The 21,952-nt window shown below is 72.8% G+C and carries 18 protein-coding genes; 10 read left to right on the forward strand and 8 right to left on the reverse strand.

Features of this window, described 5'->3' with window-relative positions:
* Nucleotides 1–43: 43 nt before the first annotated feature.
* Complete coding sequence (locus tag HDG69_RS02365) at nt 44–1,498, reverse strand: sugar porter family MFS transporter (protein ID WP_171782176.1); 1,455 nt, start codon at nt 1,496–1,498, stop codon at nt 44–46.
* Nucleotides 1,499–1,641: 143 nt separating this feature from the next.
* Between HDG69_RS02365 and HDG69_RS02370 the strand changes: the two genes are divergently transcribed.
* From HDG69_RS02370 to HDG69_RS02385, 4 genes are all read left to right on the forward strand, one after another.
* Nucleotides 1,642–2,241, forward strand: coding sequence for a hypothetical protein (locus HDG69_RS02370; RefSeq protein WP_171783127.1), 600 nt, complete (start codon nt 1,642–1,644; stop codon nt 2,239–2,241).
* Nucleotides 2,242–2,461: 220 nt separating this feature from the next.
* Nucleotides 2,462–3,082, forward strand: a complete 621-nt coding sequence (locus tag HDG69_RS02375) for a DUF47 family protein (RefSeq protein ID WP_171782177.1) — start codon at nt 2,462–2,464, stop codon at nt 3,080–3,082.
* Between the two features lie 2 nt (nt 3,083–3,084).
* A complete protein-coding gene (locus tag HDG69_RS02380; RefSeq protein ID WP_171782178.1) occupies nt 3,085–4,089 on the forward strand; it encodes an inorganic phosphate transporter in 1,005 nt (334 codons plus the stop codon).
* Between the two features lie 30 nt (nt 4,090–4,119).
* The gene (locus tag HDG69_RS02385; protein ID WP_171782179.1) at nt 4,120–4,257 is read left to right on the forward strand and encodes a hypothetical protein; all 138 of its coding nucleotides are present in this window, start codon (nt 4,120–4,122) and stop codon (nt 4,255–4,257) included.
* Between the two features lie 88 nt (nt 4,258–4,345).
* On the opposite strand, the gene HDG69_RS02390 is transcribed toward HDG69_RS02385, so the two are convergent.
* Nucleotides 4,346–4,978, reverse strand: coding sequence for a TetR family transcriptional regulator (locus HDG69_RS02390; RefSeq protein WP_171782180.1), 633 nt, complete (start codon nt 4,976–4,978; stop codon nt 4,346–4,348).
* A 97-nt stretch (nt 4,979–5,075) separates the two neighbouring features.
* Between HDG69_RS02390 and HDG69_RS02395 the strand changes: the two genes are divergently transcribed.
* Nucleotides 5,076–5,996: a CPBP family intramembrane glutamic endopeptidase gene (locus HDG69_RS02395; protein WP_171782181.1), complete on the forward strand. Its 921-nt coding sequence runs from the start codon at nt 5,076–5,078 to the stop codon at nt 5,994–5,996.
* A 194-nt stretch (nt 5,997–6,190) separates the two neighbouring features.
* On the opposite strand, the gene HDG69_RS02400 is transcribed toward HDG69_RS02395, so the two are convergent.
* Nucleotides 6,191–6,964: an IclR family transcriptional regulator gene (locus HDG69_RS02400; RefSeq protein ID WP_171782182.1), complete on the reverse strand. Its 774-nt coding sequence runs from the start codon at nt 6,962–6,964 to the stop codon at nt 6,191–6,193.
* A gap of 84 nt (nt 6,965–7,048) precedes the next feature.
* On the opposite strand from HDG69_RS02400, the gene hutH reads away from it, so the two are divergent.
* Genes hutH through hutI form a run of 5 tightly spaced genes read left to right on the forward strand, consistent with a single transcriptional unit; the run spans nt 7,049 to nt 14,096 of the window.
* Complete coding sequence (hutH, locus tag HDG69_RS02405) at nt 7,049–8,617, forward strand: histidine ammonia-lyase (protein ID WP_171782183.1); 1,569 nt, start codon at nt 7,049–7,051, stop codon at nt 8,615–8,617.
* Nucleotides 8,618–8,642: 25 nt separating this feature from the next.
* Complete coding sequence (hutU, locus tag HDG69_RS02410) at nt 8,643–10,316, forward strand: urocanate hydratase (protein WP_171782184.1); 1,674 nt, start codon at nt 8,643–8,645, stop codon at nt 10,314–10,316.
* Complete coding sequence (locus HDG69_RS02415) at nt 10,313–11,524, forward strand: allantoate amidohydrolase (RefSeq protein WP_171782185.1); 1,212 nt, start codon at nt 10,313–10,315, stop codon at nt 11,522–11,524. The genes hutU and HDG69_RS02415 overlap by 4 nt, the downstream gene beginning before the upstream one ends.
* Nucleotides 11,521–12,873, forward strand: coding sequence for a formimidoylglutamate deiminase (locus HDG69_RS02420; RefSeq protein WP_171782186.1), 1,353 nt, complete (start codon nt 11,521–11,523; stop codon nt 12,871–12,873). Before HDG69_RS02415 ends, HDG69_RS02420 begins: the two co-directional genes overlap by 4 nt.
* Nucleotides 12,870–14,096 (forward strand): imidazolonepropionase, encoded by a 1,227-nt coding sequence (hutI, locus tag HDG69_RS02425; protein ID WP_171782187.1) that lies wholly within the window; start codon nt 12,870–12,872, stop codon nt 14,094–14,096. Before HDG69_RS02420 ends, hutI begins: the two co-directional genes overlap by 4 nt.
* On the opposite strand, the gene HDG69_RS02430 is transcribed toward hutI, so the two are convergent.
* From HDG69_RS02430 to HDG69_RS02450, 5 genes are all read right to left on the reverse strand, one after another.
* Nucleotides 14,059–15,105: an NUDIX hydrolase gene (locus tag HDG69_RS02430; RefSeq protein WP_171782188.1), complete on the reverse strand. Its 1,047-nt coding sequence runs from the start codon at nt 15,103–15,105 to the stop codon at nt 14,059–14,061. The two genes, hutI and HDG69_RS02430, sit on opposite strands and share 38 nt — an antisense overlap.
* Before the next feature lie 9 nt (nt 15,106–15,114).
* On the reverse strand, nt 15,115–17,352 hold the full coding sequence (locus HDG69_RS02435) for an RNA degradosome polyphosphate kinase (protein ID WP_171782189.1): 2,238 nt from the start codon (nt 17,350–17,352) through the stop codon (nt 15,115–15,117).
* 186 nt (nt 17,353–17,538) lie between these two features.
* Nucleotides 17,539–18,498: a mycothiol synthase gene (mshD, locus tag HDG69_RS02440; protein ID WP_343036215.1), complete on the reverse strand. Its 960-nt coding sequence runs from the start codon at nt 18,496–18,498 to the stop codon at nt 17,539–17,541.
* Between the two features lie 115 nt (nt 18,499–18,613).
* A complete protein-coding gene (gene acs / locus HDG69_RS02445; protein WP_171782190.1) occupies nt 18,614–20,620 on the reverse strand; it encodes an acetate--CoA ligase in 2,007 nt (668 codons plus the stop codon).
* A 438-nt stretch (nt 20,621–21,058) separates the two neighbouring features.
* Complete coding sequence (locus HDG69_RS02450; protein WP_171783129.1) at nt 21,059–21,889, reverse strand: HAD-IB family hydrolase; 831 nt, start codon at nt 21,887–21,889, stop codon at nt 21,059–21,061.
* Nucleotides 21,890–21,952 lie beyond the last annotated feature (63 nt).

The raw sequence follows: 21,952 nt of genomic DNA on the forward strand, positions 1-21,952 counted from the left end.
CCCCTCCGCAGGGGGCAGGCCGCCGTCGTGCCGTGGGAGCCGCTCAGCCGCGGTGCCGTACCTCCTCGGTCATGTCCTCCAGCTCCTTGCCCTTGGTCTCGGAGACCTTGAACCAGATGAAGAAGAAGGACAGCGCCGCGAAGAACCCGTACATGCCGTACGGCACCGCCGGGCCGAAGGTCGACAGCATCGGCGGGAACGTCAGGGTGATGGTGAAGTTCGCCAGCCAGTTCGCCGCCGCGCCGACCCCGAGCGCCGCGGCCCGGATCCGGTTGGGGAACATCTCGCCGAGCATCACCCACATCAGCGGGCCCCACGTGGCCCCGAAGAAGACCACGAAGGCGTTGGCCGCGACCAGCGCGATCGTCGCCCACGGGTCGCCCAGGGAGAGCGTCGACTCGCCCGCGGCGTCGACCGTCGTCGTGCCCTGGGTGAACGCCGCCGCCATCGTCAGCAGCGACACCGCCATGCCGGCCGACCCGACGAGCAGCATCGGACGGCGCCCCACCTTGTCGATGAGGGCGATCGCGATGAAGGTCACGGCGATGTTCGTCACCGAGGTGATGGTGGAGACCAGGAACGCCTGGGACTCGTCGAACCCGACCGCCTGCCACAGCGTGGTCGAGTAGTAGAAGATGATGTTGATCCCGACGAACTGCTGGAAGACCGCCAGCAGGATGCCGACCCAGACGATCGACTTCAGGCCGAGGAACCCCTGGCCGCGCAGGGACCCCAGCTGCGCGTTCTTCTCGTCGACGGCGATCGAACGCTTGATCTCCTCGATCCGGTCGCCGACGCCCTCCTCGGGCCCCAGCACCGAGTCCAGCACGCGACGGGCCTCGTCGACGTCGCCCTTCGCGACGAGGTAGCGAGGCGACTCCGGCATCCGCAGCGCCAGCAGCCCGTAGACGATGGCGGGGACCGCCTCGACCAGGAACATCCAGCGCCAGGCCTCCCACCCCAACCACAGCTCGTTCGCCGCACCACCGGCCGCGTCCGCCAGGATCTGGTCGCTCAGCAACGCCGAGAAGATGCCCACCGTGATGGCGAGCTGTTGCAGGGAGGCGAGGCTGCCCCGGATTTTCGCCGGGGAGATCTCCGCGATGTAGGCGGGAGCGATCACCGAGGCGATGCCGATCCCGATACCGCCCAGGAATCGCCACAGCGACAGGTCCAGCGCCGACCAGGCCAGCGCCGACATCACCGCGGAGAAGAGGAACAGGCCCGCGCCGAGCACCATCACCTTGACGCGACCGATGCGGTCGGCGAGCCGTCCCGCGCCCCACGCGCCGAGCGCGCAACCCAGCAGGGCGACGGCGACCACGAGCCCCGTCACCGTCGAGCTCAGGTCGAACTGGCCCTCGATGGCCGAGACGGCGCCGTTGATCACCGACGAGTCGAAGCCGAAGAGGAAGCCGCCGACGGCGGCGGCGAACGACAGCGCGATCGCCTTGCGGTGCGCGGAACGCGCCCCCTCGGACTGCGGTGCAGATGACATCGTGAGAACTCCTCCCGAGCCCCGGGGGCGGGGCCCTCCCTCGGTGATGCTAAGAGCGTCGGCCGCAACGAGCACGGTGAACGCCGCAGCCGACCTGCGAGACTGGCCCGATGGACGATCGACCCAGGTTCCGCCGCCCGGCGATGCTCGACCCGCGCGACGCCGACGCGTTGCCCGGTGCGCTCGACCCCGCCCGCCGCGACGAGGTCGCCCACACCACCGCCCGCGCGGTCGTGCACCAGGCGCGTGCCGCCGAGGACCCCGAGGTGGTGGCCCGCCTCGTGCGGCTCGTCGAGGACGAGGGGCTCGACGTCGTCGCCGAGCTCTGGTCCGACGCCGCGCCGGCCACCCTGCCCGGGGCGCTCTGGAGGCTGTACGCCCTGCGGGAGTGGGTGCGCCGGGACCCTCGCACCATCGGGCTGCGCTACCGGCTGGGCGTCGACGCCGCGCCCGTCCAGGAGGCCGTGGCCGGGGTGCCTCGCCCGCCCACGCCGTCGGACCTGCGAGAGCTCGCCGACACGGTGCTGTCCGGGGTGTACTCCGGCGACCTCGCCGTCGCCCTCGAACGGGCGGCGGCCTTCTGTCGGATCCTGGCGACCGGTGCCGCCTACGACGCCGACGTCCGCGAGGTCGCCGACCCCGACGCCGCGGCCCGGATGACGCGCGGTGCCGCCGACCTGGTGGGGACCGCCCTCGAGCTCGAGCACGCGGCGGCGCTCTGGCGTGCGGGTTCGCTCGACTGACGGTCCCGCCCTTACGATGGACGGGCGGCGTCGGGCCGCGGTAGCCCCGGGCTCCATCTTGAGCCGCTTCGAGCGGCCACGCGCCGAGAGGCGCTCCCGGTCCGGCGTCGCACTCTTCTCCCGTCCGGGGTCGAGCCACTCCGCAGACGGATTTAGCCCGGCCGCGAGGCGGGATCTACTCTGTGACTGACCGAGCGTCCTTCCTCACCGGGAGCCTCACGTGCGCCTGCGCCTCACCCCGCGCGACACCACCTTCTTCGACCTGCTGGCCGTCCTCGCCGGCCACACCGTCACCGGCGCCACGCTGCTCGCCGAGCTCCTCGGTGCGTCGCGTCCCGAACGCGAGCAGATCGTCGAGCGGCTCACGGAGGCGGAGCACGAGGCCGACGAGGCGACCCACTCGATCATGCGGCGGCTCAACAAGACGTTCGTCACGCCCTTCGGTCGGGACGAGATCTACAGCCTGGCGTCCGCGCTGGACGACTGCATGGACGCCATGGACGAGGCCGGGCAGCTGATCGTGCTGTACAAGATCGACGAGCTGCCGATGGCGGTCTCCGAGCAGATCCAGGTGCTGCTGCGCTGTGCCGAGCTGACCGCCGACGCGATGCCTCGGCTGCGCAAGCTGGACGAGCTGCCCGAGTACTGGGTGGAGATCAACCGGCTGGAGAACCAGGGCGACAGGCTGCACCGCACGCTGCTCGCCCACCTGTTCGACCGGGTGGCCGACCCCATCCTGCTGATCAAGCTCAAGGAGGTCGTGGACATCCTCGAGGAGGCCACCGACGCCTTCGAGAAGGTGGCGAACCTCGTCGAGACGATCGTCCTCAAGGAGTCGTGAGCGTGGAGCTCGCACTCGTCGTCCTGGTCGTCGCCGTGGCACTCGGCTTCGCCTACACGAACGGGTTCCTCGACGCGGCGAACTCGGTGGCGACGTCGATCTCGACGCGGGCGCTCACGCCCCGCATCGCCGTCGCGATGGCGGCCGCGATGAACTTCATCGGCGCCCTCCTCGGCACCGCCGTCGCCGAGACGATCGCGACCTCGATCGTGGACCTGGACGGCGTGACGCCCGTGGACTCGCTCGTCGTCGTGCTGAGCGCCCTGCTCGGCGCGATCGTGTGGAACCTCGTCGCGTGGTGGTTCGGCATGCCGACGTCGTCGACCCACTCGCTCGTCGGCGGGCTCCTCGGGGCCGGGATCGCCGGTGGCATGACGGTGCACGCCGACGAGATCCTCGACCGGGTCGTGCTGCCCCTGCTGATCTCGCCCGTCGCCGGTTTCGTCGCGGCGTTCGCGCTCATGGTGGCCCTGCTGTGGATCTTCCGGAACGCGGCGCCGTCGCGCGTGAACCGGCGGTTCCGGATCGCGCAGACCGCCTCGGCGGCCGCCGTCGCCCTCGGCCACGGGCTGCAGTCGGCCCAGAAGACGATGGGTGTCGTCTGGCTGGCGCTGATGACGATCGGCGCGGTGAGCCCGGTCGCCGGGATCCCGCTGTGGGTCAAGCTCGCGGCGGCGACGGCCCTCGCCGCGGGGACCTACGCCGGAGGGTGGCGCATCATGCGGACCCTCGGTCGGCGCATCATCGAGATCGACCCGGCGCGCGGGTTCGTCGCCGAGTCCGTCTCGGCGATGGTGCTGTACGTCAGCTCGATCGTGCTGCACGCCCCGGTGTCCACCACGCACACCATCACGGCGGCGATCGTGGGTGTGGGATCCACCCGGCGGCTCTCCGCGGTCCGCTGGGGAGTGGCCCGGACGATCGCCGCCTTCTGGCTGCTGACCGCGCCGACCGCGGCGCTCCTGGCGGCCGGGGCGACCTGGGCGCTGCTCCCGCTCGTCGGCTGACGCTCAGGGCCCGACATCTCGACTCTGGCGGTGCTCTACGAGCACGGCCTGCTCGGTGGGTGGGTGCGCTCCGAGCGTGGTCACGTCCACGTCCGCCAGGATGCCGTCCCGACCAACGGCTTCAACGGGCCCGCCGGCTCGAAAGCCCCCACGAAGAGCTGGGCGTAGATTTCGCCGCCTTCCATTCGAGGCACGTAGTTGCTTCGGCGCGCTTCGGTTCTCCGCTGAACGGGTCAGTTCGGCGATCTCGCCCAGCTCACTCCGTCCTGGCCGAGGTGTTCCCCGCCGTGGTGGTTCCGTCGAACACCCAGTCGACGGCGATCCGCAGAGTCTCGGCATCGTCGAGAGGGCGGGTCGGTTCGGACGGGAGGGCCTGCGCGATGGAGATGCCGGTGACAACCGTGACGAGGAAGGTGGCCCGCCGGAGGTTGTCGCCCGGCGGGAGCGCCCCCTCGTCCTCGAGTCGGGTGAGGAGGTGCTCGATCCGACGTGCGATCTCGCGCTCGACCGCGAGATACTCCTCCCTCGTCTCGGGGGAGAGTGGCGTCTCGACGTAGCGGGTGAAGGTCTGGCGCCAGGCTTCCGCCGCATCGAAGTTGTCGGTGGGCGCGAGGATCGTGTGCAGGTACGCCATGACGCGGTCGCGCGCCGGGGCCGCGGTCCCGTCGAGGTCGCCCGTGCGCAGCGAGAAGTCGTACACCAGCTTCATCACGGCGTTGATGAGTTCCCGCTGTGTCGGGAAATGGTGTCGCAGCGAGCCGACGCTCACGCCCGCCTTCGCCGCGACCGCGCGAACGCTCAGGGAAGCCCCGGGACCGTCTCCGAGCAATGAGGCCCCTGCCCAGAGGACACGGTCACGACTGTTCAAGCCCTCGGGCATCTCGCTCATGCGGCCCCTCCAATACACCGTACTAGTTTCTGTGGTACGTTCGCTGCTCAGACTAGTACACCGTATTGGTTCTTACGCATTCAGGGAGCAGATCGCCATGGAACACCCCACCACGCCCGTCGAGTACCACCGCGGGCTCGTCAGTGACGAGCGGCGTATCGGCCGCGGCATCCTCGCCATCGCCCTGCTCCTCGGGGGCATGCAGGTCTTCATCCTCGGGCTCGTCATCGTCGCCGCTCTGATCGATGCGGCGCTCGGAACCGAGGCCCGGTCCGGGTACACCCCCCTCGTCAACGCCGCCGGCGCATTCGCGGTCGCGCTGCTGATCCCGTGGAGCATGCTGATCCAGCGCTGGCTCTACGGGGTGCGCGGCGGTTCGCTGTCGTCGGTGCTGGGCCACTTCCGCTTCGACCTCTTCGGTCGCGCCCTCATGATCCTCGTTCCGGTGATCGTCGTGGTCCAGGTCGTCTACTACTGGGCGCCGTTCCCGCAGACGACCTGGGCGTGGCACGACCTCCTCCTTCTCGTCGCGACGGCTCTCGTCCTGACACCGTTCCAGGCCGCGGGCGAGGAGTACGGCTTCCGCGGACTCATCCTCCGCGTCGTCGGCAGTTGGACGCGCAACGCCCGGCTCGGACTCGTGCTCGCGATCACCGTCTCGAGTGTGCTCTTCGCGCTGGTCCACTTCTCCACGAGCGGGCTGCTGAACGTCTGGTACCTCGTCTTCGCGGTCGGCACCGCATGGATCACCTGGCGCACCGGCGGGCTCGAGATCGCCATCGTGCTGCACGCCGTGTTCAACGCGACCCAGTTCGTCATCGACGCGGCGCTCCAGATCGATCCGACCGTCGCGACCGACCGCTCCGCCGGAGCGATCGACCTCAGCGTGCTCATCCCCGTGCCGCTCATCATCGGCGCCGTCATCGTCGTGGCGATCCGCACACGACGCACGGGGACGGTGCTGACGCCCAGCGCGCGCATGCAAGAGGACGGGGTCTCGGGGCATCGGTGGCCCTAGGCAAGTGTCCGGTGAATCGCGGAGCCAGAGCACGGCGGCGTCGTCCTTGACCTGTGCCACGACGAAGGCCACCGGCAGCGAGATGACGGCACCAAGCTGGCCGAGCCGAAGGGTCATCGCAGCAGCCTAGAGGCCGGAGCCGAAGAACCGCCCGGTGAGGCCCTCGTCGCCGCGGAAGGGCTCCACGGGTCAGTTCAACGTCCCCGCGCACCGAGCCGTGCGCTGATCGTCTCGGCCGCCCGGGCGACCTGGCGGGCGAGCCGGTCACGTTCGACGGACCCGTGGTCCTGTGCGCGGAACGTCAGCGCGAGCCCGGCGACGGGCCGGTGGAGGTGGTCGACGACGACGTCGGCCACGGACGCGAACCCGGCTGACACCTCGCCGTCCTCCATGGCGTAGCCACGGCGGCGCGTCTCGCGCAGGACGGCGCGCAGCTCGCTGAGCGAGCGGGGCCCCCGGCCGGTGCGGTCGCTGAAGGAGCCGGCGGTCGGATAGGCGGCCCGGACCTGTGCGGCCGGCAGCCGGGCGAGCACGGCACGTCCCGACGCCGTCAGGTGCGCCGGCAGCCGCACGTCGACGTCGCTCACCAGCGGCGGCCGGCCCGCTGCCCGCTGTTCGATGAGGTAGAGGACCTCGCGGTCGTTGAGCAGGGCGAGATGCCCGTTCTCCCCGGTGGTCTCCACCAGGTGTGCGACGACCGGGCGGGCCAGGCGCGTCATCGGCGCCTGGCGCGCGTAGGCCGAGCCCAGCCCCAGCGTCGCTACTCCGAGGCCGTAGCGGCGCTCCTCGGCGACATGGGTCACGAACCCTTCGTCGGCCAGCACGGACAACAGGTGGTACGTCGTCGACCGGGGCAGCCCGAGGCTGGACGCGATGGCCGAGGCGGGAACCGGGCCGGGCTGGGCCGCCAGGTACGCCAGGAGCCGGACCGCCGAGCGGGCGGCGGGCACGTCGCTGCTACCGGCCATGATCCGCTCCTTGAGTCTGGTATCTCAGACACTATCGCCCCGTCGGGCCTCCTGCGGGCGCCCTCGCAGGTGTGCGATGAGGAGATGAGCCGCATCCCCGCCGTGGTGCTGGACGGCACCGTGCTGACCGTCGAGCAGGTCGTGGCCGTCGCCCGCCACGGTGCCTCCGTCACCGTGTCCGAGCAGGTCCGGGAGTCGATGGCCGCCACTCGCGCCGTCATCGAGGACCTCGCTGACGACACCCGCCCGCACTACGGCGTCTCGACCGGGTTCGGTGCCCTGGCACGTCGTCACATCCCCACCGAGCGGCGCGCCCAGCTCCAGCTCAGCCTCGTGCGTTCGCACGCTGCCGGTTCCGGCCCGGAGGTCGAGACGGAGGTCGTCCGCGCCCTGCAGCTCCTGCGCCTGGCCACCCTGGCCACTGGTCGCACCGGTGCCCGCCCCGTCGTCGCCGAGACCTACGCCGCGATGCTCGACGCCCGCCTGACGCCCGTGGTGCACGAGTACGGCTCCCTCGGCTGCTCGGGCGACCTCGCGCCGCTGGCGCACGTCGCGCTCGCGGCGCTCGGCGAGGGTCAGGTGCGCGACGCCGACGGCGCGCTGCGCCCGGCCGGTGCGGCGCTCGCCGAGGCAGGGATCGACCCGCTGGTGCTCGCCGAGAAGGAGGGCCTCGCCCTCATCAACGGCACCGACGGCATGCTCGGCCAGCTCTGCCTGGCACTGCACGACCTGCGCCGGCTGATGGCCGCGGCCGACGTCGCGGCGGCGCTCAGCGTCGAGGCCCTGCTCGGGTCGGACGCGCCCTTCGCCGCCGACCTCGTCGCCCTGCGACCGCACCCCGGCCAGGGCGTCTCCGCGGCGAACCTGCGCCGGATGGTGGCCGGCTCGCCGCTCATGGCCAGTCACCGCGCAGTGCACGACGACGGCACCCCGGTGTGCACCCGCGTGCAGGACGCGTACTCGCTGCGCTGCGCCCCGCAGGTGCACGGCGCCGCCCGCGACACCGTCGACCACGCCGCCGCCGTCGCGGCGCGGGAGCTCGCCGCCGCGATCGACAACCCGGTGGTCACGGTCGACGGGCGCGTCGAGTCCAACGGGAACTTCCACGGGGCACCGGTCGCCTACGCCCTGGACTTCCTGGCCATCGCCGTGGCCGACGTCGCCGGCATCTCCGAGCGACGGACCGACCGGTTCCTCGACGTCGCCCGCAACGAAGGGCTGCCGCCGTTCCTCGCCGACGACCCCGGGGTGGACTCCGGGCACATGATCGCCCAGTACACCGCGGCGGGCATCGTCTCGGAGCTCAAGCGGCTCGCTGCACCGGCGAGCGTCGACTCGATCCCGTCGTCGGCCATGCAGGAGGACCACGTCTCGATGGGCTGGGCGGCGGCCCGCAAGCTGCGTCGCGGCGTCGACGGCCTGGGGCGCGTGCTGGCGATCGAGATCCTCACCGCCACCCGTGCCCTCGACCTGCGCGGCACCGAGACGGTGCCGGCCGCGGGGACCGCCGCGGTGCGTGACCTGGTGCGCTCGCACGTCGCCGGGCCGGGCCCCGACCGGTACCTGGCCCCCGAGATCGAGGCCGTCGTCCGCCTCGTCACCGACGGCGCCGTCGTCGACGCCGCCGCGGCCGCGGTCGGCGAGATCGGCTGACCACCACCACCCGAGGAGTCCAGCGATGACCACCTACGACCGCGGGACCCCCGTCCCGGTGCGGGCCCCCCGCGGCACGACGCTCACCGCACGCAGCTGGCAGACCGAGGCGCCGCTGCGCATGCTCATGAACAACCTCGACCCCGAGGTCGCCGAGCGGCCTGACGACCTCGTCGTCTACGGCGGCACCGGCCGCGCGGTGCGCGACTGGCCCAGCTATCACGCCATCGTGCGCACGCTCACGGACCTGCGCGACGACGAGACCCTGCTCGTGCAGTCCGGCAAACCGGTCGGCGTGCTGCGCACCCACGAGTGGGCCCCCCGGGTCCTTCTCGCGAACTCCCACCTCGTGGGCGACTGGGCCACCTGGCTCGAGTTCCGCCGTCTGGAACAGCTCGGGCTGACGATGTACGGGCAGATGACCGCCGGTTCGTGGATCTACATCGGTGCGCAGGGGATCCTGCAGGGCACGTACGAGACGCTCGCCGCGGTGGCCGCCCAGCGGGTCGGCGGCACGCTCGCCGGCACGCTGACCGTCACCGGCGGGTGCGGGGGCATGGGCGGTGCCCAGCCGCTCGCCGTCACGCTCAACGGCGGGGTGTGCCTCGTGGTCGACGTCGACCGCTCGCGGCTGGAGCGGCGCGTGCGCGAACGCTACCTCGACGTCGTCGCGGACTCGCTCGACGACGCCGTGCGGCAGGCGCTCGCCGCCAAGGCCGCCGCACGGCCGCTGTCCGTAGGACTGGTCGGCAACAGCGCCGAGGTGCTGCCCCTCCTGCTGCGCCGCGGCGTCGAGGCCGACGTGGTCACCGACCAGACCTCCGCCCACGACCCGTTGTCCTACCTGCCCCTCGGGGTGGACCTGGCGGACTGGCACGAGTACGCCGCCACGAAGCCCGAGGAGCTCACCGACCGGGCCCGCGAGTCCATGGCGCGGCACGTCGAGGCGATGGTCGGATACCTCGACGCCGGCGCGGAGGTCTTCGACTACGGCAACTCGATCCGCGACGAGGCGCGGCTCGGCGGCTACGGGCGGGCGTTCGACATCCCGGGGTTCGTGCCGGCCTACATCCGCCCGCTGTTCGCCCAGGGCAAGGGACCGTTCCGCTGGGCCGCGCTCTCGGGCGACCCGCGGGACATCGCCGTCACCGACGCCGCGGTGCTCGACCTGTTCGACGACGACCACCTGCACCGATGGATCCGGGCTGCCCAGGACAAGGTCGCCTTCCAGGGCCTGCCCGCACGCATCTGCTGGCTCGGCCACGGGGAGCGCGACCGGGCCGGCCTGCGCTTCAACGAGCTGGTCGCCTCCGGCGAGATCAGCGCGCCGATCGTCATCGGCCGTGACCACCTCGACTCCGGGTCGGTGGCGTCCCCGTATCGCGAGACGGAGGCGATGGCCGACGGTTCCGACGCGATCGCCGACTGGCCCCTGCTCAACGCGCTGGTCAACACCGCCTCGGGCGCCACCTGGGTGTCCCTGCACCACGGTGGCGGCGTCGGCATGGGCCGGTCGATCCACGCCGGGCAGGTCACCGTCGCCGACGGCACCGAGCTCGCGGCCCGCAAGCTCGAGCGCGTGCTGTCCAACGACCCGGCGACGGGTGTCCTGCGGCACGCCGACGCCGGGTATCCCGACGCCGTCGCGGCCGCGGAGCGGGGCGGACTCACCCGGCCGATGACGGAGGATCGCCCATGAGCTGCGTCACCGGTCTGCTGAAGGACGTCGCCGACGTCGGACGGGCCACCGCGGGCGGATACGCCAGGTTCGCGTGGACCACGCCCGACCTGGAGCTGCGCGAGTGGTTCGCCGCCGAGGCGGCCGCGCGCGGGCTGGACGTCGTCGTCGACCGGGCGGGGAACCAGTGGGCCTGGTGGGGGGACCCGGACGCGGACGGCCCCGGCGTCGTCACCGGCAGCCACCTCGACTCCGTACCGGGCGGCGGAGCGTTCGACGGGCCGCTCGGCGTCGCCTCCGCCTTCTGCGCGATCGATGCCCTGCGTGCGCACGGCGTGCAGCCGTCCCGCCCGCTCGGCATCGTGAGCTTCTCCGACGAGGAGGGCGCTCGCTTCGGCCTCGCCTGCCTCGGGTCGCGGGCGGTGACCGGCACGGTGGCAGCCGGGCGGCTGCTCGGGCTGCGCGACGACGACGGCGAGACGTTCGGCGACGTCCTGGCGGGCGCCGGCGTCGACCTGGCCCGCTACGGCCGTGACGACGAGGCGCTGGCCCGCATCGGCGTGTTCGTCGAGCTGCACGTGGAGCAGGGCCGGTACCTGGCAGATCTCACCGGCACCGACGAGGCGCCCGTCGCGGTGGCGAGCACCATCTGGCCGCACGGCCGCTGGCGCGTCGACCTGCACGGCGAGGCGAACCACGCCGGCACCACCCCGCTCGCGCACCGCCACGACCCGATGCTGGACCTGGCCGGCGTCGTCCAGGACGTGCGTGCCGCGGCCACGTCCGCCGGGGCCCTGGCCACCGTCGCCAAGGTCGCCGTCGAACCCAACGGGGTCAACGCCATCCCGTCGCGCGTGCGGGCGTGGATCGATGCGCGCGCCCCGCAGGAGGGTGCGGTGCGCGCCGTCCTCGCCGACCTGGCCGGTCACACCCCCGTCGAGGAGTCGTGGACGCCCGCCACCGTGTTCGACCCGGAGCTCGCGGCGCGTCTCGCCGCCGTCGTCGGCCGCCCGCGTTCCGGTGACCCGGCACCCGTGGTCGGGACGGGTGCCGGGCACGACGCCGGCATCCTGGCCGCCGCAGGCGTGCCCACCGCCATGCTGTTCGTGCGCAACCCCACCGGGGCGTCGCACACCCCGGCCGAGCACGCCGAGGACGCGGACTGCGAGGCCGGTGTCGTCGCGCTGACGCGGGTACTGGCCGACCTGCTGCTCGGGGAGGCGCCATGACGTTCTGGTGCGAGCACGCCTGGCTGCCCGGCGGGCTCGCCGACGGCGTGCGCGTCGACGTCCGCGACGGACGGTTCACGGCGGTCACGGCCGGTGCGACACCGAGCGCCGGGGACACGATCCTGGACGGCGTCGTGCTGCCCGGTCTCGCGAACGCGCACTCGCACGCCTTCCACCGGGCGCTGCGCGGCCGCACGCACGACGACGGCGGGTCGTTCTGGACGTGGCGGGAGCGCATGTACGCCGTCGCCGACGTCCTCACCCCGGACCTCGTCGAACGGCTCGCTGCGGCGACGTACGCCGAGATGGCGCTCGCCGGCGTGACGTCGGTGGGGGAGTTCCACTACCTGCACCACGTGCTCGACGGCGGACGCGACGGCGACCCGCTCGCGATGGCGCAGGCGCTGCGCCGTGCCGCGGCGCGGGCCGGGGTGCGCCTCACGCTGCTGGACACCTGCTACCTGCACGGCGGGCTCGACGCCGACGGGTACCAGCCCCGTGCGCCCGCTCAGCGGTGTCTCGGTGACGGCGACCTCGATACCTGGCGCTCGCGGGTGGACGCCCTGCACGCGGCGTGGCGGGGGGCGCAGGACGTGCGGGTCGGCGCCGCCGTGCACTCCGTGCGGGCGGTGGCCCCCGACGAGATCGCGGCGGTCGCGTCCTGGGTGCGCGAGCACGACGCCCCGCTGCACGTGCACCTGTCCGAGCAGCGGGCCGAGAACGAGGCCGCCCTCGCGGCGCTGGGTGCGAGCCCGACGCGGATCCTCGACGAGGCCGGTGCCCTCGGGCCGCACACCACAGCTGTGCACGCCGTGCACCTGGACGCCGACGAGATCGCACGTCTCGCGACCACCGGCACGGCGGTGTGCGTGTGCCCGGCGACGGAGCGCGACCTCGCGGACGGCCTCGCCCCGGTGGCTCGGTTCGCCGCGGCCGGGGTGCCGCTGTGCGTCGGCTCCGACCAGCACGTGACCACCGACCTGCTCGCCGAGGCGCGCGGGCTCGAGGAGCACGCTCGCCTCGGCAGCGGGCGGCGCGGTGTGCTCGCTCCCGCCGACCTGGTGACGGCGGTGACGGCGGCGGGCCACCGGGCGCTCGGCTGGGACGACGTCGGGCTCCTCGAGGTGGGAGCCCGCGCCGACCTCGTCGCCGTCTCCACCGACGGAGCCTCGACGGCCGGGGCCGACCCGGCACAGGTCGTCCTGGTGGCCGGCGCTCACGACGTGCGTACCGTGGTCCGGGACGGCCGGACGCTCGTGCGCGACGGACGGCACGTCGATGTCGAGGTCGCAGCCGCGCTGCGCTCGGTGGTCGCCGAGGTGTGGTCCCGGGTGGAGCAGGCGTCATGACGACCGACGATCGCAGCCTGGTGATCACCGGCATCGGCGAGCTGGTGACGAACGACCCGGCCCACGGCGGGCCGCTGGGAGTGCTGCACGACGCCGCCGTCGTCGTGGCCGACCGCCACGTGGCGTGGGTCGGCCCGGCCTCGCAGGCACCGTCCGCCGACGACCGGCTGGACGCCGACGGCCGGTGCGTGCTGCCCGGGTTCGTCGACTCGCACTCGCACGCCGTGTTCGCCGGCGACCGGTCGGCCGAGTTCACCGCCCGGATGGCCGGTACGCCGTACACCGGCGGGGGGATCGCGACGACCGTCGCGGCGACGCGCGCCGCCTCGGACGGTGAGCTCCGCCGTCGGGCACGGTGCCTGGTGGAGGAGATGCTCGGGCAGGGGACCACGACCGTCGAGATCAAGAGCGGGTACGGCCAGGACGTCGCGACGGAGGTCCGGACGCTGCGCATCGCCCGTGAGCTCACCGAGGAGACCACGTTCCTCGGCGCGCACACGGTGCCGGCCGAGTACGCGCACGACCGCCGCGCCTACCTGGACCTGGTCACCGGGCCGATGCTCGCGGCCTGCGCCCCGCACGCCCGGTGGGTGGACGTCTTCTGCGAACCGGCCGCGCCCACGGCTTTCGACGCCGACGAGGCGCGCGAGGTGCTGCAGGCCGGGCGGCGCGCCGGGCTCCTGGTGCGCGTGCACGGCAACCAGCTCGGCCACGGCCCAGGTGTGCGCCTGGCCGTCGAGCACGGTGCCGCCAGCGTGGACCACTGCACGTACCTGTCCGACGACGACGTGGCCGCCCTCGCGGCGTCGGGCACCGTCGCCACCCTGCTGCCCGCCGTCGAGTTCTCCACCCGGTCGCCGTACCCGGACGCGCGCCGCCTCCTCGACGCCGGGGTCACGGTCGCGCTGGCCACCGACTGCAACCCCGGCACCTGCGGCTCGTCGTCGATGCCGCTGGTCGTGGCGCTCGCGGTGCGGGAGCTGCGCATGACACCGGAGCAGGCGCTGTGGTCGGCGACGGCGGGCGGTGCTGCCGCGTTGCGGCGAGCCGACGTCGGCTCCCTGCGCGTCGGCGCGCGCGCCGACCTCGTGGTGCTCGACGCTCCGACCTTCGTCCACCTCGCCTACCGGCCCGGCGTACCGCTCGTGCACACCGTGCTGCGCGAGGGTCGCCCGACCGGCGGGCTCAGAAGACCGGCGGGGCAACCCTCTCGGCCGCGATGACGCGCGGCCCCTTGGCCGTCGTGGCGACGTGCGCCACGAGCGCCTCGCCCGGCTCCAGGTACGGGTCCCGGCGTGGCAGCGCGTTGGCCACCGCACGGCGCGAGTGCTGCCCGAGCACGTCCAGGACGGTCGGCAGGACGGGTCGGTGCGTGCACAGCACCGACGACCGCCCGGACTCGAGCAGGTCGCGCACGGCCGCCGCGACGCGTGCCGGCGACCGCTCGTGCTGCGCCTCGCCGAGGTTGTCGCTGTACTGGGGCCGGACGCCCGACGCCCGCACGTACGGGTCGATCGTCGTCGCGCACCGCTCCCACCGGCTGGACACCACCGAGTCGACACCGTAGGCCGCGAGGACCGGCACCAGCGCCACCGCCTGGGCGTGGCCGATCGGTGTCAGCGGCCGCTCCTGCTCCTGGCCGTACCAGGACGCCCGGGACAGGGCCCGGCCATGACGGACGATCACGACGGCGTGGGTCGCGAGGTGCCCGTCCCGCGCGGCCTCGACGAGAGCGTCCAGGGGCCCGCGGTCGGTCGCCCGCGTGATCTGCTCGGCGGCGACGTCGGCGTCCACCCACTCGCACCGGTCGATCTCGTGCTTGTCCACCGGGGCCACCGGCGCCCGGGCCGCGAGCGGGTGGGCGTCGTCCTTCGGCGAGGCGCGTCGTGCCGCCCAGTAGTGGACCCGCTTCACGCGACCTTCCGGGGTGAGGTACTGCAGCCCCGGCAGCGGCAGGCCGAGCACGACGGGGCGCCCGGTCTCCTCGGTGACCTCACGCACCGCCGTCGTCGCCAGGGACTCGCCCTCCTCGTGCTTCCCCTTGGGCCACGACCAGTCGTCGTAGCGGGGCCGGTGCACGAGCTGGACCTGCAGCTTCTTGTGCCGCAGCCGCCACACGAGCGCGCCCGCCGTCTCGATGACGGGCGCGTGCTGGACCGAGGTGGCGCCGAGCGGGTCGACGAAGGGCGTCGCGGTGCGCAGCGGACGCGGCGATTGCGCGGCGGAGGTCATCGCGCTCCGTCAGCGGGTCATGCTGGGTCGGCGGCGGTGACGCCGGACCAGCCGGGTCTGCAGGTCCGCCAGCGGCTCGCCCTCCGGACCGGCGGCACGGGTCCACGACCCGTCGGGCTGCAGGTGCCACGAGGCGGTGTCGTCGGACATCGACTCGTTCATCAGCTCCAGGAGCTCCAGCACCTGGTTCTCGTCGCTGATGCGCACCAGCGCCTCGACGCGGCGGTCCAGGTTGCGGTGCATGAGGTCGGCGGAACCGATGAAGACCTCGGGACCCGTCTCGGGGCCCTCCCCGATGGCCGGGCCCGCGGAGTTCGCGAAGGCGAAGATCCGTGAGTGCTCGAGGAAGCGGCCGAGGATGGACCGCACCCGGATGTTCTCGCTCAGCCCGGGGACGCCCGGGCGCACGGCGCAGATGCCGCGCACCACCAGGTCGACCTTCGCCCCGGCCTGCGAGGCGCGGTACAGCGCGTCGATCGTCGCCTCGTCGACCGCGGAGTTCACCTTGATCTTCACCCAGGCGTCGTGGCCGGCACGGGCGGCGGCGGCCTCCCGGTCGATGCGTTCGATCAGGCCGGTGCGGACGGTCCGTGGAGCGACCAGCAGGCGGTGGAACTTCGAGCGCGGTGCGTACCCGGAGAGCTGGTTGAACAGGCGGGTGAGGTCCTGGCCGACGTCCGGGTCGCACGTGAGCAGCCCGTGGTCGGTGTAGAGCCGGGCTGTCTTCGGGTGGTAGTTCCCGGTGCCGACGTGGCAGTAGCGACGCAGCCCGTCCGACTCCTGCCGCACGACGAGGGACAGCTTGCAGTGGGTCTTGAGACCCACGATGCCGTAGACGACGTGCACGCCCGCCTGCTCCAGCTTGCGGGCCCAGGAGATGTTGGCCTGCTCGTCGAACCGCGCCTTGATCTCCACCAGCGCCAGCACCTGCTTGCCGGCCTCCGCGGCGTCGATGAGCGCGTCCACGATCGGGGAGTCGCCCGAGGTCCGGTAGAGGGTCTGCTTGATGGCCAGCACCTTGGGGTCGGCGGCCGCCTGCTCGAGGAAGGTCTGCACCGACGTCGAGAAGGAGTCGTACGGGTGGTGCAGCAGGACGTCCCGTTCCCGGATCGCCGTGAAGACGTTGCCCGGCATGGCGGACTCGACCTCCGCGAGCTGGCGGTGGGTGGTCGGGATGAACGGGGGGAAGTGCAGCTCGGCCCGGTCGATGTCCGCGATGACGTTCAGGCCGGTGAGGTCCAACGGCCCGTGCAGCTCGTAGACCTCCTCCTCGACGACGCCGAGCTCACGGACCAGCAGCTCACGGATCCGCGGGGAGATGCCCTCGGCCAGCTCCAGGCGGACCGGCGGGCCGAACCGGCGTCGCAGCAGCTCCTTCTCCATGGCCTGCAGGAGGTTCTCGGCGTCGTCCTCCTCGACCTCCACGTCCTCGTTGCGGGTGACGCGGAAGGTGTGGTGCTCGCGCACCTCCATGCCGGGGAACAGGTGGTCCAGGTGCTGGGCGATGACCTCTTCCAGAGGGACGAACGACTTCTGCGTGCCCCCCGCCTGGGTCGGCGTCGGAGCGCTGGGTCGCCCCCGGTCGTCGACGGCGATGAACCGCGGCAGCAGCGGTGGCACCTTGACCCGGGCGAAGTGCTCCTTGCCGGTCAGGGGGTTGACCACCACCACGGCGAGGTTGAGCGACAGCCCCGAGATGTAGGGGAAGGGGTGCGCCGGGTCGACGGCGAGGGGGGTGAGCACGGGGAAGATGTGCTTGCGGAAGAACTTGTGCAGCCGCTGCTGCTCCTTGTCGAGCAGCTCGTCCCAGTGCACGATCGTGATGCCCTCGTCCGCCAGTGCCGGCTGGACGTCGGTGCGGAAGACGGCGGCATGGCGCTCCATGAGCCGGTGCGCGCCGGCGCCGATGCCCTCGAGGACCTCGCGCGGGTTCAGCCCGGACGCCGCGGTGACGGCGATCCCGGTGGCGATGCGCCGCTTCAGACCGGCGACCCGGACCATGAAGAACTCGTCGAGGTTCGAGGCGAAGATCGCCAGGTACCGGACGCGTTCCAGCAGCGGCAGGGACGCGTCCTCGGCCAGCTCCAGCACACGCTCGTTGAACGCGAGCCAGCTCAGCTCGCGGTCCGCGAACCGGTCGTCGGGCAGCGCGATCTCCTCCGGGGGGACGACGTCGAGATGGTGCGTGACGTCGTCGGCGTCCTCGGCGATGTGCTCGGCGATGTGGGCGGCGAGCTGGGGGTCCATGCGACGGGGCCCTGCCTTTGCGGTCGTTCGGGTCTCGGAGGTGGCGACGTCCGCCGCGGCGACGAACCGCCCGCGGGAGTCTCGCCGCCGGGAGGGGAGCGGGCTGGACGCAGTCATGTGCCCATGTTGGCACCGAATCATGAACGGTGGGTGACGTGTACGGGTTGGGCGATCGGTGGTCGTGCCTCAGGGAGTGAGGGTCGGTGCGTACTGGACGTCGATCGCAGCGCGGTCGAAGCCGGCGCGACGGTAGGTCGCCACGGCGGCGGCGTTGTCGCCGTCGACGTAGAGCACGGCCCGAGTGCAGCCGACGGCCGCGAGGTGGTGGAGCCCTGCGTCGGTGAGCAGCGCGCCGAGGCCGTGGCCCTGGAGGGCCGGGTCCACGCCCACGGCGTAGATCTCGCCGTCGCGCGTGGCGTCGGGCTGGCCGGTGGCGACCTTGGTCCACACCGAACCGACGAGGCGGCCGTCCGGTCCCTCGAGCAGGAGGAAACCCTCGGGGTCGAACCAGTCCTCCGCGACCCGGGCGTGCAGGTCGCGGACGGTCAGACGCCCCTGCTCGGGGTGGTCGGCGAAGGCCTGCGCGTTGAGCGCGACCCAGGCCTCGTCGTCGGCACCGGGTCGGAAGGCGCGGATCCGGTAGCCGGACGGTGGCGCGGGCGCGGTCGGCGCCTGGTCGAGCTGTCGATCGAGCGGTCGGGCGAGCAGGAGCAGCTCGCGGACGCGTCCGTAGCCCCTGGCCGCGGCGAGATCGCGTGCTGCGGGCAGGTCGCCGTGGGCCCACACCCGCAGCGGGACGCGGCGCTGGCCGGGGGAGCCGGACCGGCCCGGCAGGCGGGCGTCCCGCTCGGCGGTGCGGAGCAGCAGGCTGCCGATCCCGGCACGGCGGTGCTCGGGGTGGACGACCAGCTCGGCGCTCGCGACGTCGCCGCCGCGGTCCACCTGGAGGTAGCCGGTGGTGGCGCCGGACTTGGTCTGCACCCGCACGTGGGTGAGGTCGTGGCTGTCGTCGGCGAGGCGCAGGAGCGGCTGCTCCGACAGGGGAGCCACCCCGTCGTGGGCCGCGGCGTCCGCGGCGAGTCGGCGGACGGCGTCCTGGGCGGCAGGGCTCAGCGGGCCGATCTCGATCGGGAAGGGGAAGCGCACCCGCCCATTGTCCACGCCGACCATGCCCTTGCGACAGCCGACCATGCCCTGACGGCCCGTCCGGCGGTGCGGACGGGCCGTCAGGGCATGGTCGGCTGGTGGCGGCGACGAGCGGTCAGTCGTTGCTGCTGCCCGACAGCCCCGCCTGGATGAGGCCCATGACCGACGAGTCCGCCAGCGTGGTGGCGTCGCCGACCTCACGGTTCTCGGCGACGTCGCGCAGCAGGCGACGCATGATCTTGCCGGAGCGGGTCTTGGGCAGCTCGGCGACCACGAGGATCCGCTTCGGCTTGGCGATGGGGCCGATCTCCTTGGCGACGTGGTCGCGCAGGGTCTTCTCGATCCGGGCCGAGCCCTCGTCGGTGGATGCCTCGTCGGCGTGCCCGCCGCGCAGGATCACGAACGCGACCACGGCCTGGCCGGAGACGTCGTCCGCGGCGCCGACGACGGCGGCCTCCGCCACGAGCTCGTTCGACACCAGGGCCGACTCGATCTCCGTGGTGGACAGCCGGTGCCCCGAGACGTTCATGACGTCGTCGACGCGCCCCAGCAGCCAGATGTCGCCGTCGTCGTCCTTCTTGGCGCCGTCGCCCGCGAAGTAGACGCCGGGGAACCGGGACCAGTAGGTGTCCTTGAACCGCTGCAGGTCCCCCCAGATGCCGCGCAGCATCGACGGCCACGGCTCGGCGAGCACCAGGTAGCCGCCGCCGCCGTCCGGGACCGGGTTCGCCTCGTCGTCGACGACGGTGGCGGCGATGCCGGGCAGCGGCACCTGCGCGGAGCCGGGCTTGGCGGCGGTGACGCCGGGCAGCGGCGAGATCATGATGGCGCCGGTCTCCGTCTGCCACCAGGTGTCCACGATCGGGGTGCGGTCGGAACCGATGACGCGGCGGTACCACATCCACGCCTCGGGGTTGATGGGCTCGCCCACGGAACCCAGCACGCGCAGCGAGGACAGGTCGAACTCGGCCGGGATCTCCTCGCCCCACTTCATGCAGGCGCGGATCGCGGTGGGCGCCGTGTAGAAGATCGAGACGCCGTACTTCTGCACGATCTCCCACCAGCGGCCGCGGTGGGGGGTGTCGGGGGTGCCCTCGTAGATGACCTGGGTGGCACCGTTGAGCAGCGGGCCGTAGACGATGTACGAGTGGCCGGTGACCCAGCCGATGTCCGCGGTGCACCAGTAGACGTCGGACTCCGCCTTGAGGTCGAACACGTTCTTGTGCGTGAACGCCGTCTGGGTGAGGTAGCCGCCGGTGGTGTGCAGGATGCCCTTCGGCTTCCCGGTGGTGCCCGAGGTGTACAGGATGAACAGCGGGTGCTCGGCGTCGACCCAGGCCGGCTCGTGGAAGGTGTCGGCGGCCTCGACGGCGTCGTGCCACCACACGTCGCGCCCCTCGGTCCAGGCGACGTCCTGCCGGGTGCGCCGCACGACGAGCACGTGCTCGACGGTGGTGGCCTCCGCGCCGTCCTTCGGGGCGAGCGCCTCGTCCACGGCGGGCTTGAGGGCGCTGGGCGCACCGCGGCGGTACCCGCCGTCGGCCGTGATGACCAGCTTGGCCCCGGCGTCGGAGATCCTGCTGCGCAGGGCGTCGGCGCTGAACCCGCCGAAGACGACGGAGTGCGCGGCGCCGAGCCGGGCGCAGGCGAGCATCGCCACGACCGACTCGACGAGCATCGGCAGGTAGATGACGACGCGGTCGCCGGACTCGACCCCGAGCGCGGCCAGGGCGTTGGCGGCCCGGGAGACCTCGCGCTGCAGGTCCGCGTAGGTGACGGTCCGGGTGTCGCCGGGCTCGCCCTCGAAGTGGATGGCGACGCGGTCGCCGAGGCCGGCCTCGACGTGCCGGTCGACGGCGTTGTAGGCGGCGTTGAGGGTGCCGTCGGCGAACCACCGTGCCACGGGCGCCCCGGACCAGTCGAGCGTCTCGGTGAAGGGCGTCTTCCAGGTGACCAGCTCGCGGGCCTGGCGGGCCCAGAACTCGACACGGTCGGCGGCGGCCTCGTCGTACATCGAGGGCTGGGCGTTGGCCTGGGCCGCGAACTCGGGGCTCGGGGGGAACGCTCGTGTCTCGTGGAGCAGGTTCTCCAGGCTCGGGCTGGTGGACTGGCTGTCGGTCACTGGTTCCTCCGCGTCGTCGCGTTCCGTCCGTGGGCGTCCCCGAGGGGCCGCCTCTGGGGAGTGTAGACCCGAGTCCTGGCGCAGATCACGCCCAGGAACGACAATAATAAGGGGAACTCACTTATCCGACCGTTCGGTCGCCGACGGCGCCGTCCGGCGAACGGTAGAGCGCTGCGCCCGAACGGTCCGCTCCGTGGTGCGAGCGGCGTCTGCCCACGGTGCCGGCGCACGAGTGCGGCGCCCGGGACCGTGCCACCGAGCGCCGCTCTCGCCGGACGGTCCGCGGGTAGCAGGCGCGTGGTCCTCACGTCGTCGTACCGGGTCCAGCCCGCTCGACGAGTCCTCAGTGGACTGTCTGTGCGTGGGTCCCGCGGCCCCTCCTGACACCTTCCATGGAACGCCTGACCGGCACGATCCGCAACAGGTGTCCGTGAAGATTCAGGCCCGGCGCCGCAGGCGTCGCCACAGCGCCCAGGCGAGACCCGCCAGCGCCAGCGAGCCGACGACGGCGAGCACCGGCGTCGGGCGGATCCGGGGCCGCAGCGCGACCGGGCGCGTGAAGGTGAGCGTGCCCCACCCGTTCTGCGCCGCCAGCCGCCGCAGCGCGCGGTCGGGGTTCACGGCGAACCCGTGCCCGACCGTCGCGAGCATCGGCGCGTCGGTGATCGAGTCCGAGTAGGCGTAGCAGCGCTGCAGGTCGTACCCGCGGGCGGCCGCCAGCTCCGACATCGCCGTCGCCTTGTTCTCGCCGTAGGCGTAGAAGTCGATCTCCCCCGTGAACCGGCCGTCGGCGACCGCCATCCGGGTCGCGACCACGTGGTCCGCACCGAGCATCCTGGCGATCGGCTCGACCAGCTCGGTGCCCGACGCCGAGACCACGACCACGTCGTGGCCCAGCGCGTGGTGCTCCTCGATGAGCGCCACCGCCTCCGCGTAGACGTAGGGGTCGATGTGCTCGTGCAGGGTCTCGGCCACGATCTGCTCCACCGTGGCCACGTCCCAGCCGGTCGCCAGCTCCGACAGGTGCCGTCGCATCCTCTCGGTCTGGTCGGCGTCCGCGCTGCCCGCCAGGTAGAGGAAGTGGGCGTAGGCGCTGCGCAGCACGTCGCCGCGCGTGATCAGCCCCCCGGCGAAGAACGAGCGGGAGAACGCCGCCGTCGAGCTCGTCGCGATGACGGTCTTGTCGAGGTCGAAGAATGCGGCCACCCGGTGCCCGGCCCGGGCCCGCGTCCGCTCCCGCGGCGGGGGCGTGGCCGACGACGAGGAGATCACCCGACGAAGCCTATCGGGACCCGCCGGGACCACTGCCGGCCCGACGCGCCGCCGTCAGGA

Source organism: Isoptericola halotolerans (genome assembly GCF_013149785.1).
Taxonomy (GTDB): domain Bacteria; phylum Actinomycetota; class Actinomycetes; order Actinomycetales; family Cellulomonadaceae; genus Isoptericola; species Isoptericola halotolerans.

Bases quoted from the DNA above. Each gene is read 5' to 3' on its own strand.
- HDG69_RS02365 (WP_171782176.1), bottom strand. From the start codon at position 1,498: ATGTCATCTGCACCGCAGTCCGAGGGGGCGCGTTCCGCGCACCGCAAG.
- HDG69_RS02370 (WP_171783127.1), top strand. From the start codon at position 1,642: ATGCTCGACCCGCGCGACGCCGACGCGTTGCCCGGTGCGCTCGACCCC.
- HDG69_RS02390 (WP_171782180.1), bottom strand. From the start codon at position 4,978: ATGAGCGAGATGCCCGAGGGCTTGAACAGTCGTGACCGTGTCCTCTGG.
- HDG69_RS02395 (WP_171782181.1), top strand. From the start codon at position 5,076: ATGGAACACCCCACCACGCCCGTCGAGTACCACCGCGGGCTCGTCAGT.
- HDG69_RS02400 (WP_171782182.1), bottom strand. From the start codon at position 6,964: ATGGCCGGTAGCAGCGACGTGCCCGCCGCCCGCTCGGCGGTCCGGCTC.
- hutH (WP_171782183.1), top strand. From the start codon at position 7,049: ATGAGCCGCATCCCCGCCGTGGTGCTGGACGGCACCGTGCTGACCGTC.
- hutU (WP_171782184.1), top strand. From the start codon at position 8,643: ATGACCACCTACGACCGCGGGACCCCCGTCCCGGTGCGGGCCCCCCGC.
- HDG69_RS02415 (WP_171782185.1), top strand. From the start codon at position 10,313: ATGAGCTGCGTCACCGGTCTGCTGAAGGACGTCGCCGACGTCGGACGG.
- HDG69_RS02420 (WP_171782186.1), top strand. From the start codon at position 11,521: ATGACGTTCTGGTGCGAGCACGCCTGGCTGCCCGGCGGGCTCGCCGAC.
- hutI (WP_171782187.1), top strand. From the start codon at position 12,870: ATGACGACCGACGATCGCAGCCTGGTGATCACCGGCATCGGCGAGCTG.
- HDG69_RS02430 (WP_171782188.1), bottom strand. From the start codon at position 15,105: ATGACCTCCGCCGCGCAATCGCCGCGTCCGCTGCGCACCGCGACGCCC.
- HDG69_RS02435 (WP_171782189.1), bottom strand. From the start codon at position 17,352: ATGGACCCCCAGCTCGCCGCCCACATCGCCGAGCACATCGCCGAGGAC.